The sequence below is a fragment of the Pseudomonas sp. WS 5079 genome, from assembly GCF_012985465.1.
GTDB lineage: Bacteria > Pseudomonadota > Gammaproteobacteria > Pseudomonadales > Pseudomonadaceae > Aquipseudomonas.
Window position 1 is genome coordinate 41,157 of sequence record NZ_JAAQWN010000013.1, and the last position, 11,413, is coordinate 52,569.

The window sequence follows — 11,413 nt, forward strand, 5'->3', positions numbered from 1 at the left end:
AGCCTGTATGCCAAATCAATATGATAGCGTCAGTCGTTTCGGTAACCCGCCCAACGTTGCGGCCGCGTTGTACGCCAGTGGCCCTGCTGCCAGCATTCATGCGGCGACCGCCAATGCGCTGGCAGCCTTTCCTTTCCCCCGCGATACGATCAAAGGCTGGATCCAGGAGAAAGTCTGGAACCTGACCAACCAATGGATCGACCCTGACAAGGTCTACCTGCATAAATTTTCGTCGGCGCACAGCACGCACAATCCCAGTGCGGTGACGGGCTGGGAGCACAACGGGGCTCCCGAATCCTCCATGACCCTCACCGAGGCCGTCGCCAGCGATTTTTTCTCGGCGCAGCGCTATGGCGCTGCCGGGAAGGCCCAGGCGGTAGCCCATTTCCTGTCTTCGAACACAAGCCCGTTCTCCCTGTTTGAAAGTGAAAGCGTCACGGACTTTTTCAGCCGTCTGGGCCGGTTCGTTCTTGATCGAACCGGGCCTGGCTTCATTTACTCGAAAATTCATGATGATGTACCCAATGCCCGGGAGGCCTGGCGGGACCTGGATTCAGTCTACGGCCTCTACCTGGATGGCCCGCAAAAGGGCAGCTACAACGCGGACAATCAACTGCGCATGAAGCCCAGCGAGTTGTTGGATTTGGTGCGCGAGGGCGACTTGCAGAAGAAGGTGATTGCCAAGCTGGACGACTTCTGGACCCAGCACGGCAGCGAGTGGCGCACGCTGGCGAAAAAGCAGTTTGTAATGCAAGCCCGAGCCGCCCGGAGCCTGAACCAGAAAGATCCCAGCCAGGGCTTGAGCCCGCAGGCGTATGCCAGCGTCATGCAGGCGGCCGCGCCCAACGTGCCGCTCGAAGGCCCGGTGTCAAAAGAACAGTTACAGGCCGAGGCGGCGCCAGGGCCGGACACCCGGGTGTTGTGCTTCGACATCAATGGCTACCGCTCCAACAACATCCTGCGGTTTGTCGCGAAGGATGGCAGCGAAACCTTGTATATCCCCGGGGGCCAACCCTCCTTGCTGGCGTTCAAGGACCGTGCCGAAGTGGACCAGTGGGTACTTGCGCAGAGCAACGACCCGGCGAAGGCCACGGCGCTGGAGGCGCATTTTTCCTTGCGCGATCGCCAGCAGGGGGTATTCGGCGTCCTGAGTGCCAGCGGTGTGGACAGTACCCTGAAAAAACTAGGTTCTCGTGACCTGGCGGCCAACGACAGCCATATCGACACCCTGAATTACCCTGTCGGTGGTGATGTGTTTTCCTTCATGGCCAGCCAGACACGTGAGCGCATCAACAACGATGCCGATACCGAAATGAAGTCCAATGCCGAGATGTACAAGGACGATGCCCTGGGCCTGTTGCAAGCGGGCAATGCGGTCTTTGCCATCCCGATGGCATTGCTCGGGCCGATTGGCTTCGCGCTTGGCACTGCATTGTTTGGAGCACAGGTGGGGCTGGAAATCGACACGGCTGTGCAAGGCGATACCCAGGCCGAGCGCGCGAGTGGCTTGCATGCTGCGGTGATGGACGTGGCGACGATGGGGTTTTTTCATGCGCTGGGCAAGTCTGTTCCCCTCACTGCCGATCCCGCCGTCGAGGCAGCCTCACCAGCGGGCCAGGGCGAGGCTGCAAACGGCGCGGGAGCCAGACCTTTTTTCAATTATCGACGAGTGAACGGCAAAATTGGCGTGTTGATGAGCCCCGACGGCCCGCCACGTTTACCTGCGCCGCTGGGGGGCAAGCTGAATCCTGCGTGGGATCCCTCCATGGAAATTTACCTGCAGTCGGGATCCCGGCGGCCGCAGGTTCAGCCCAGGTATGAGACCCCACAGCCCAGCCCCAAAAGACCCAGGCTTGACGACTCGGAGGGGGAACTGTCGGAGGATGAGCAGTCGCCACCTTCCGTGGCTTCGGATGCCACTTCATCCGGGGATTACGATCCCTATGAGGATAATGTCATCAAGACCAACCCCTTCAAGGCCGGCGTCACCCTGCCTGCCGGTGGGTATTTCAACAGTCGGGGCATGATCGAGCGCACCGACCGGCCCAAGTTGTATCGCGTCGAAAAGGCCGAGCGCGTGGAGCGCCGGGGGGACCCGTTGGATGTTGGTTTTCGGGACTCAAACTTCTTTTCCGGGCCCGAAAAAATGATGGATGGCAAGGTGCTGGTGGCCTCTGGTTCCAAGGCCGCGGCCATGCATTTTGGCGAGACAGAGTTCAGCGGCGATTACCATTTGTACGAAATCGACAGCCGCGGCATTCCTTCCGTGTCCTTCAATGAAAACATCGACGCCAACCCCCAGTTCGTCGAGGCCCGCCAGTGCGTTGCACCCGGTACCCTTGAGCGTCTGCGCAACGAGGGGCGCCTGGATCAGTTTGCGGCAAATGCCTATAGGTTCGATGAGGTGCATGTGTCCAATGAGGATCTGTCGAACGCGCGGATCACCAAAATCCCCCATGGTTGAACGCAGCGTCGTCAGGCATTCACAGTGGACGGGCTATGGGGTAGGGTGATGGCGCCTCAACAGGGAGTATTCTGGATTTGGAGAGTCTTATGCGGTTAGGAAACGTCACCCCCATCCTGCGGATTTTCGACGAGGCCAAGGCGCTGGAGTTCTACGTCGATTTCCTGGGATTCAAGGTCGATTGGCAGCACCGGTTCGAAGCGAATTTTCCGTTGTACCTGCAAGTGTCGTTGGGCGAGTGCGTGCTGCATCTATCCGAGCACCATGGCGATGCATCACCGGGCGCAGCGGTGCGGATTCAGGCATCAGGGGTGGATGGGTTCCAGCAGCAATTGCAGGCCAAGAATTATCGCTTTGCCAAGCCTGGAGTGGAGGAAACTCCCTGGGGCTCGCGGGAGATGAGCATCAAGGACCCGTTTGGCAATCGGCTGGTGTTTGTCGAGGAAGGGCAAGCCTGATCGACAAATTTCAGGCAATAAAAAACCGCCTTGGTAGGGCGGTTTTTTATTGCAATCCCAGTTAGTGGCTGGGGTTGCGCGCTCACAGGAAGCACTGACGTGTTGGCGATACTACTGCCGCTTTATGGCTTTATGCAAGACCTGACGAAGAGCGTTTGCCACTCTCGTCCGTGTTAGTTTTTGTTACTTGCGAACGCAAAAAGCAGCAACAACTTTGCAGGGGCATCAGCCGCTGTTTGTCACACCTTGGCGTGAGGTGCTGAGCTAATATCGCCCTCGTTTTGCGTTCGCCGTGAAGTAGGTTGGCTGGGTTCGCGCGCAAATTTTGGACCGACTGCCACGGGCTGGTAATCCGTGCCGGATTCATGCAGGAGGACCATCAACCCAGCCGCCTCACAGGAGCACTGACTAGCGTCCAAAGGCTCACGTGTTCCGGTAAGTGCGCTGGAGGTAAGGCCCAACTCTTAGGAGGGCCGAGTATGTCCAAGTTTGCACGACGTACGTGGGACCTCGTAGTGAATTGCCTGCGTGTTTATCACGTCTGGAAATTCCTGCGAGACAGCTTCGATGACCGCTAAGGCCTGAGAAGTGGAGCCGCCCCGGTTTCGGCCGGGGCGGCTTTTTGCTTAGACCCGGAAATGGCTGACCATCTGCTGCAACTGGCTGCCCAGCCGTGCCAGTTCGACGCTCGACTTGGCAGTCTCGTCGCTGGCCGTTGCGGTCTGTTCCGATACGTCACGTACATTGACGATGCTGCGGCTGATCTCTTCGGCCACGGCGCTTTGTTGTTCGGCGGCGGCGGCGATCTGTTGGTTCATCGACTGGATGTTCGACACCGTGCGGGTGATGTTCTCCAGGGAGACGCCGGCCTTGCGGGTCAGTTCGACGCTGCTGTCGGTCAGGCTGCGGCTGTTGTTCATCACATTGGCCACTTGCTGGGTGCCGTTCTGCAAGCCGGCGACCAGGCCTTCGATTTCTTCGGTGGATTTTTGCGTGCGCTGGGCCAGGCCACGTACCTCGTCGGCGACCACGGCAAACCCACGCCCGGCTTCACCGGCGCGCGCCGCTTCAATCGCGGCGTTGAGCGCCAGCAGGTTGGTCTGCTCGGCCACGGCCTTGATCACGTCCATCACGCTGCCGATCTTGTTGCTCTCTTGTTGCAGGTGGGCCATGGCGTCAGTGGAGCGTGCCACTTCGTCGGCCAGGCGTTCGATCTGGGCGATGGCTTCGGCCACCACCTTGTCGCCTTCGCGGGCCTGGCCATCGGCGGCGGATGCGGCCTGGGAGGCTTGTTCGGCGTTACGCGCCACTTCCTGCACGGTGGCGGTCATTTCATGCATGGCGGTGGCCACTTGATCGGTTTCGATTTTCTGGCTGTTGACCCCGGCGCTGGTCTGCTCGGTCACGGCCGACAGCTCTTCGGCTGCGCTGGCGATCTGCGTGACGCCGTCGCGGATCCCGGAAATCAGCTCGCGCAAGGTGGTGCCCATGCGCTGGATGCCTTGTTGCAGCACGCCCAGTTCGTCGCGGCGGGTCACTTGGATGTTGTGGCTCAGGTCGCCGGAAGCGATGCGCTCGACCACGGCCAGGGTTTCCTGCAGCGGGCGGGTGATCTGCCGGGTGATGACCAGCGCGGCGATAATCCCCACCAGCAGCGCCAGCACGGTGCTGATCAGTTGCAGGCTGCGGGCCTGGACGCTTTCGGCGTCGCGGCGTTGCAGCTGGATGTCATACAGCGCTTCGCTGCGCGACACGATATCGGCACCCTGCACGGTCATTTCCTGGCGAGCGAGGACGATATTGGCGTTGGCCGCTTTATACGCCTGTAGCGCATTGCGATAGGCGCCCAGGGCATTTTCCAGGGCGATCAGCTCGGCTTGCTGGGACTCGCCAAACACGTTCTTCAAGCCTTTGAGGCCATTGATCGCCGATTCAATCTGCGCCGCGGCACGGGCTTCGGTGTCCGGGTTGACGTTGCCGGTGTAGCCGCGCACTTCATAGCGGGCCACCTGGAACTCTTCCTTGGCGTGGTTGACGGCTTCGTACTGGGCGAAGCGTTCACTGCTTTCAGGCAACTGCCGCACGCTCTGGTCCAGTGCCGCAATCACCAGGCCGGCGGCGTCGGCGCGTTCGCCCATGGTCTGGCGAGCCGCGTTGCCGTTACGGTAGGCCTCGCGCATTTTGTTCAGCGACTGCCGGTAGGCGGTGATGATGTCTTTCTGCTCGTTGAGCAGCTTGAGGTTTTCCGGGCTCTTGAAGCTGTTGACCAACTGTTGCTGCTGCGCGGCAAAACTGTCGAGGGTGGTCTGGACGTTCTGCGCCACGGTTTCATCGCCGTTGGCGAGCATGTATTGCAGGCGCACGATCCGCAGTTTGGTCAGCGAGGCGTTGAGCTGGGTGATGTCGCTCATCCAGTTGCTGCGGTCGATCAGGCTGCCCAGGCTGGTCCAGCCGGTGAGCGCGAGGATCGAGGTGAGCACCAGTACCAGGCCGAAGCCCAGGCCCAGTTTCAAGTTGACGCTGATGTTGCCAAACCATGTATTCATCGAATTCCTCCAGGAACAGATTGCGTGTACATCAGTTGCTGGAAGATCGCCCAGCCGATGGATAGTCAGGAGATATCGGCAGGCAGGGCGAGAGCTGAAACGGTTTTTTAGCCAATGTGGGATTGGCGGATGAGCGGTCATTACTCCCGATGTAGGCGCTCTTCACCCGTTGGGCAGGATGCTCAGGACCAGACACGATGCGGCATCCCGGCTGAGGTGGATGCGATTGTGGGCAATGCGCGGGTCGTGGGCCTGGCCCTCGGCTTCGCCGCTGTTGGGGTTGACGTCGAAGCGCGGGAAATTGCTACTGGAAATGTCCAGGCGCAGGCGATGGCCCTGCTTGAACAGGTTGCAGGTGGCAAATGGCTCGATGTTCACTTTCACCCGCTCGCCGGGTGTCAGCGGTTTGGGCTGCTCCCACGCGTCGCGATAACGGCAGCGGCGGATGCCGTCGGTGATGTTCATCGCAAAGCCTTGCGGGTAAGCGGCGCTCGGCGGGTAGACATCCACCAGCTTGGCGGTGAAGTCGGTGTCCGGCGCGTCGCTGTCGATCCATAGCTCGATCTGCACCGTGCCGGCGACGATCAGGTCTTCGCTCAGGGGCGCGGTCTCAAAGCTCAGCACATCGTCGCGCTCGCACAGGGGGCGATTGTCACCATGGGTGCCAAAAAAGTCCGCGCGCTCACGCTGGTCGAAGGCGCCACCGACGAAGATCGGCGCACCGGATGTCAGTGCGCCGCCCACGGTCGGCACCGGGTTGGCCGGGTCGGCGTAGTAACCCAGGACGGCCTCGTCAGCGCTGGGCGCAACCTCGGTCAATTGCCGTTGTTCATCCAGGTACAAGGTCAGCGCCTGGGTGCCGGGCAGCGGCCATTGCTCGGCCTGCAACCAGCGGCCGCCGTGTTGCAGGCGCCCCTTTTCATCCGGCAAGCCGCTGCCGCCGCCCATCAGGAACACCTGCACCTGGGCTTGCGGTGGCTGCGTCCCTGGCTTGAGGGACTGCTCGAACCATTGCAGGCGGCAACTCAACCAATCCTGCGCCACCTGGCCGTCAAACGCGGCCTGGGCGCCGAACTCCACATCGCCGCTATGGCTGATGTTACGGTCACCGTGCAGCCACGGCCCCATGATCAACTGTTGCGGTGCACGGTTGGCGCGGGTGAATGCGGCGTAGTTGGCCAGGGTCGAGCTGACATAAGCGTCATACCAACTGGACATGAACAACACGGGAATATCCGGCAAGTCCGCGTAATGACCTTCGGCATAAATTCCCGACTTCTGCCAGTAGGGGCCGAAAGTGCCCTGGGCCCACTGCTCCAGCAGATAGGCTTCGTACTCGGGCACATGGCGCAACGGTGATTGGCCCGCCTGCCAGGGCATGCGGCGGAACCACTCATGGATGTCTTCGTCTTCCAGCGCCTGGCGTACTTGCGGGTCGGCCAGGGCTAGCGGGCTTTCCTTGGCCTGGCGAAAGGCCCAGGTAGCCTGCTTGAGTTCAAACGCACCGCCCTGGCGAATCCCGCATTGGTAGGCGTTGGCGAAGCCGCCGCTGTCGAGCACCATGCTGCTCAGGCCCGGCGGGTGCAGGCAGGCCATCGCCAGCTGGGTGTGGGCCGCGTAGGACAGGCCCATGCTGCCGATCTTGCCGTTGCACCATGGCTGGCGAACGATCCAGGCCAGGGTGTCGAAGCCGTCTTCGCCCTCGGCGGTGTATTTGGTGAACACCCCTTCGGAGGCGTAGCGCCCGCGGCAATCCTGGAATATCGCGACAAACCCCTGGGCGGTAAAACGCGCCGCCATCTGCTCGCGGGAGATGTGCTGGCCGTCGAGCTGTTTTTCCGAGCGCGACGGTTTGCGCTTGTCATAGGGCGTACGTTCGATCACCACCGGATACGGCCCTTCGCCGCCCGCCGGCAGGTAGATATCGGTGGCCAGGTGGATGCCATCGCGCATGGCGATCATCTGGTTGTGCAGGGTTTGCATAGGTAAAACACTCATCGGCTCAATATCCGGTTTGCACGGCAATGGCCAACAGCACCATCGCCAGCACCGCGTAGATCAGGAACAGCGGCAGGATGTAGCGCGCCCATTGGCCCCAGCCGACGTTGGCGGTGGCCAGCAGCACCAGCAGGCCGCTGGAGGTCGGGGTGATCATGTTGGTCAGGCCGTTGCCCATCAAAAAGGCAAACACCGTGGTTTGCGGGCTGACCCCGGACAACTGGCCCAGCGGCCCGAAGATCGGCATGGTCACCGCCGCCTGGCCTGAGGTGGACGGGATCAGCACGTCCAGCCCCAGTTGCGCGAAGAACATGCCGTAGGCTGAGACCACCGGCCCGTGGTCGCCCACCAGGTTGGCCAGGCTGTTGACGATGGTGTCCAGCACCTGGCCGGTGCTGAGGATGATTTCCACGGCGGTCGCCAGGCCGATCAATACGCCGGCGATCAGCACCTTTTTCATGCCATCGACAAACGCGCTGGCGGCAGTGCTGGCAGCCAGGCCGGCGATCACCGTAAAGGCCACGGTCAGCAGCAGGTAGAACGCCGACAGTTCATGGTATTTCCAGCCCCAGCGGTTCGAGGCATACACCAGGAAGCCGATCCCGCCGCCCAGCACCAGCAGGTTCAGCAGGTGGCGAATCGGCAGGGGTTTGCTTTCAAAGGTGATCTGCGCGCTGGCATCAAAGCCGTGCTTGCGAATGCTCCACAGCACAAACGCGATACCCACCAGCAGGAAGGTGCAGTAAGCGGCGACGCGCATGCTCAAGCCGCTGAAGATCGGCAGGCCGACCATCGGCTGGGCCACGGACAACGCCACCGGGTTGGAGATGGACGCCAGGTAGCCGATCTTCACCGAGATGGTGACGATGGCCAGGCCAATCAGGTTCGACAGCCCCAGGCGGTTAGCCATGGCCACCATCAACGGCACGATCAGGATGAATTCCTTGGCCAGCCCCATGAAGGTGCTGCCGGCGGAAAACACCAGCATCAGGCTCGGCACCAGCACGTAGATATTGCCCCGCGTCAGGCCCAGCAGGCGCTCCAGCCCGGCGTCGATTACCCCGGCCTTGTTCAGCACGCCGAACATGCCGCCGATGAACAGCACCATGAAAATCAGCGCCGCACGCTTTTCGATGCCTTGGGGGATGGCCATGAAGCCTTCCACCAACGACACCGGGCGTGCGGTTGTGTCGCCGGCCTTGCGTGGTTCCAGGGAGAACAGTTGGCTGAAGGAGTCCTGCTTTTCCAGCACCTGGTACGAGCCCGGCACCACCAGGCCATTGTGGCGCTGGAACTTGCCGGCATTCACCGCATAGGTGAAGGCGACGGCGAGCAGCACGATACTCAGCAGAATGATCGCCGGGTTGATTTGCTTGCGTTGCACGGGTTTGTCTGCGGCCGCCTCGGTGGGCGGCGGGGTACGGAGGATCTGCGGTTCGGTCATGCTGGCGGCCCCGGCGCGACCCCGTCTGGGCGGGGTGAGTGCGCTGTTATTGTTGTGGTGGGCGGACACTAGGGCAAAGCGCGCAGGCCCACAACGTTATGCGTGGGGCGGGTTGGGGTATGCGTTTTACACACAGATTGCGCGCAACGACGAGCGGTTCGGCTCGGAGGCTGTGGTGTTGGCGCGGCTGTCATCGCCGGCAAACCAGCTCCTACAGTGGGGTGGCGAGGCGGCTTTTGAGGTGGTCGGCGAAGGCCGTTACCAACTGTGAGCGTGGCTCGTCGGCACGAAATGCCAGGCCAAATTCATAGGGCAACGCCGGGCGAAACGGCCGGCTGACAATCGGCAGATGCATGAAGTGGCTGGCCAGCAAACCGTTGACGATCGACACCCCTAGGCCTTCGGCGACAAAGCTGCAGGCGGCGCCCACCGAGTGCACCTCGACCCGCACCTGGGGCGTCAGGTTGGCGGCGCGGAACATCTGGTTCAACTCGGTACGCACCGCCCGTTGCCGGCCCAGCATCACCAGCGGCACGTTGCGCAGATGCTGCACCTCGATGAACTCTTGGCGACTCAACGGGTGATCGGCTGGCATCACGCACACGCCTTCGGTGTGCAGCACCGGCTCGATATCGAAGTCGGGAATCTCGGTGGGCAGGCGCACAAAACCCAGGTCGGCGGAGCGGTCCAGTACGGCGCGTTCGATCATGTCGTAGGAGCCGGTCAGCAGTTCGACCACGGTGTCGTCATGGTCCTTGAGAAAGTCCGCGACAATCCGCGGTAACAATTGCTGGGTCATGCTGGTGGGGACACCGACCTTGAGCAGGCTTTTGCGCGAGCGGCCGACGCGCATTTCGTCGGCCAGACGCTGGATACGCTGCATGCCGTCCACCAGGCCGGCGACCTCGGTGAGCAACTCCTCGGCCTCTGGCGTGGCCATCAGGCGGCCCTTTTTGCGCAGGAACAGGGCAAACCCCAGGGCGTCCTCCAACTGGCTCAACAAGCGGCTGACCGCAGACTGCGACAAGCCCATGCGCGTGGCCGCGCCGATGGTCGAGCCGGTGGACATGATCGCCTTGAAGGCTTCGAGTTGCTTGAGGTTCACCGTGGATTTCCTGTCGAAGGGCGGCTTTGCGCATAGCGTCATGCGCTTCTCGCATAACGTTGTGGGACGTTCGGCAAGCCGTTAGTGTCCGCCCCAATGTGACCTGGCGTCCAGCCTGGCACACGGAGCAACTGCCCATAAAAATCGACAATACGGCATTGAGGAAACACTGATGCGTGAGCTTTTCACGAGAGGCGGCGTAGTTACCGCCGGCTTGCTGGCGAGTCTGTCGCCGGCGCTGATGGCCCAGGGGTTCTGGGAGGATTCCCAGGGCAAGCTGAGCCTGCGCAATTACTATTTCAACGACGGTTATCGCGACGGTGGCGAGGACCGCAAGGAGTGGGCGCAAGGCTTTCTGCTCAACCTGCAGTCGGGCTACACCGAAGGTACCGTGGGGTTTGGCCTGGATGCCCAGGGGCTGTCGGGGATCAAGCTCGACTCCAGCCGCACCCACGCGGGCACCGGTTTGTTGCCGGTCCATGATGATGGGCGCGCCGCCAATGAATTCTCCAGCCTCGGCGTGACCGCAAAAATGCGCATCGGCGCGGCCGTGGTGAAAACCGGCACGCTGTTGCCCAAGATCCCGGTGCTGGTGCACAACGATGGGCGCCTGCTGCCCCAGACATTTCGCGGCACCCAGGTCGAATACACGGGCATCCGCAACCTGTACCTGCACAGCGGGCACCTGGATCAATTCAAGCTGCGTAACTCCACCGACAGCGTGGATATTTATCCACAGGGCTACAGCGGCAAGAAGGGCAGCGACTTCGATTTCGCCGGCGCCACCTATGCCTTCACGCCTACGCTCAGTGGCACCTGGTACTACGGGGAAATGCGCGAATTCTATCGCCAGCAATTCCTCGGCCTGGTGCATAAGCAGCCGTTGGGCCCGGGCAGCCTGACCAGTGATTTGCGCTACTTCATCAGCAATGAAGCCGGCAAGGCGCGCAACGGCAAGGTCGACAGCGACATGTTCAGCGGCCTGTTCACCTATCGCCTGGGGCCGCAGGCACTGGGCGTGGGCTACCAGAAAGTCAGCGGCGATACCGCGCTGCCCTATGCCAGCGTGTCGACGGTGTACTCGTTCAGCAACGCTGGGGTCGGCAAGTTCATCCAGGCCGGTGAGCAAACCTGGATGCTGCGCTATGACTATGACTTCGCCGCCGTGCTGCCGGGCCTGAGCTTCATGACCCGTTACTACAAAGGCCAGAACGGCGACTTCAAGGGCCGCGAAGCGCGCGAGTGGGAGTCCGACACCCACCTGCGCTATGTGATCCAGGACAGCACCCTCAAAGGCCTGGGCGTGGAATTGCGCAAGGCCACCTACCGTTCCACCTATGCCAGTGACCGCGATAATTACCGGGTCTACCTGACGTACGATCTGGCGCTCTGGTAGGC

The 11,413-nt window shown here is 61.6% G+C and carries 7 protein-coding genes; 3 read left to right on the top strand and 4 right to left on the bottom strand.

Translation table 11 applies throughout. The features are described from left to right. Nucleotides 1-7 precede the first annotated feature (7 nt). Both HBO05_RS26205 and HBO05_RS26210 read left to right on the top strand, forming a co-directional pair. Nucleotides 8-2,464 (top strand): DUF6543 domain-containing protein, encoded by a 2,457-nt coding sequence (locus tag HBO05_RS26205; protein WP_172314614.1) that lies wholly within the window; start codon nucleotides 8-10, stop codon nucleotides 2,462-2,464. An 89-nt stretch (nucleotides 2,465-2,553) separates the two neighbouring features. Then, nucleotides 2,554-2,922, top strand: coding sequence for a glyoxalase superfamily protein (locus HBO05_RS26210; protein WP_170043659.1), 369 nt, complete (start codon nucleotides 2,554-2,556; stop codon nucleotides 2,920-2,922). A gap of 626 nt (nucleotides 2,923-3,548) precedes the next feature. Here the strand turns inward: HBO05_RS26210 and HBO05_RS26215 are convergent. The 4 genes from HBO05_RS26215 to HBO05_RS26230 all read right to left on the bottom strand — a co-directional run bounded on the left by HBO05_RS26215 (nucleotide 3,549) and on the right by HBO05_RS26230 (nucleotide 10,015). After that, nucleotides 3,549-5,468: a methyl-accepting chemotaxis protein gene (locus HBO05_RS26215; RefSeq protein ID WP_172314616.1), complete on the bottom strand. Its 1,920-nt coding sequence runs from the start codon at nucleotides 5,466-5,468 to the stop codon at nucleotides 3,549-3,551. A gap of 162 nt (nucleotides 5,469-5,630) precedes the next feature. Then, nucleotides 5,631-7,451, bottom strand: a complete 1,821-nt coding sequence (locus HBO05_RS26220; RefSeq protein WP_172314681.1) for a CocE/NonD family hydrolase — start codon at nucleotides 7,449-7,451, stop codon at nucleotides 5,631-5,633. A 19-nt stretch (nucleotides 7,452-7,470) separates the two neighbouring features. After that, a complete protein-coding gene (locus HBO05_RS26225; protein WP_169955116.1) occupies nucleotides 7,471-8,910 on the bottom strand; it encodes a Na+/H+ antiporter NhaC family protein in 1,440 nt (479 codons plus the stop codon). A gap of 211 nt (nucleotides 8,911-9,121) precedes the next feature. Beyond that, nucleotides 9,122-10,015 (bottom strand): LysR family transcriptional regulator, encoded by an 894-nt coding sequence (locus HBO05_RS26230; protein WP_170058532.1) that lies wholly within the window; start codon nucleotides 10,013-10,015, stop codon nucleotides 9,122-9,124. Nucleotides 10,016-10,256: 241 nt separating this feature from the next. On the opposite strand from HBO05_RS26230, the gene HBO05_RS26235 reads away from it, so the two are divergent. Continuing rightward, nucleotides 10,257-11,411: an OprD family porin gene (locus HBO05_RS26235; protein WP_262381132.1), complete on the top strand. Its 1,155-nt coding sequence runs from the start codon at nucleotides 10,257-10,259 to the stop codon at nucleotides 11,409-11,411. Nucleotides 11,412-11,413: the final 2 nt, after the last annotated feature.

Excerpts from the sequence above, each read along its gene's own strand:
- HBO05_RS26205 (WP_172314614.1), top strand. The coding sequence starts at position 8 with ATGCCAAATCAATATGATAGCGTCAGTCGTTTCGGTAACCCGCCCAAC.
- HBO05_RS26210 (WP_170043659.1), top strand. The coding sequence starts at position 2,554 with ATGCGGTTAGGAAACGTCACCCCCATCCTGCGGATTTTCGACGAGGCC.
- HBO05_RS26215 (WP_172314616.1), bottom strand. The coding sequence starts at position 5,468 with ATGAATACATGGTTTGGCAACATCAGCGTCAACTTGAAACTGGGCCTG.
- HBO05_RS26220 (WP_172314681.1), bottom strand. The coding sequence starts at position 7,451 with ATGCAAACCCTGCACAACCAGATGATCGCCATGCGCGATGGCATCCAC.
- HBO05_RS26225 (WP_169955116.1), bottom strand. The coding sequence starts at position 8,910 with ATGACCGAACCGCAGATCCTCCGTACCCCGCCGCCCACCGAGGCGGCC.
- HBO05_RS26235 (WP_262381132.1), top strand. The coding sequence starts at position 10,257 with ATGGCCCAGGGGTTCTGGGAGGATTCCCAGGGCAAGCTGAGCCTGCGC.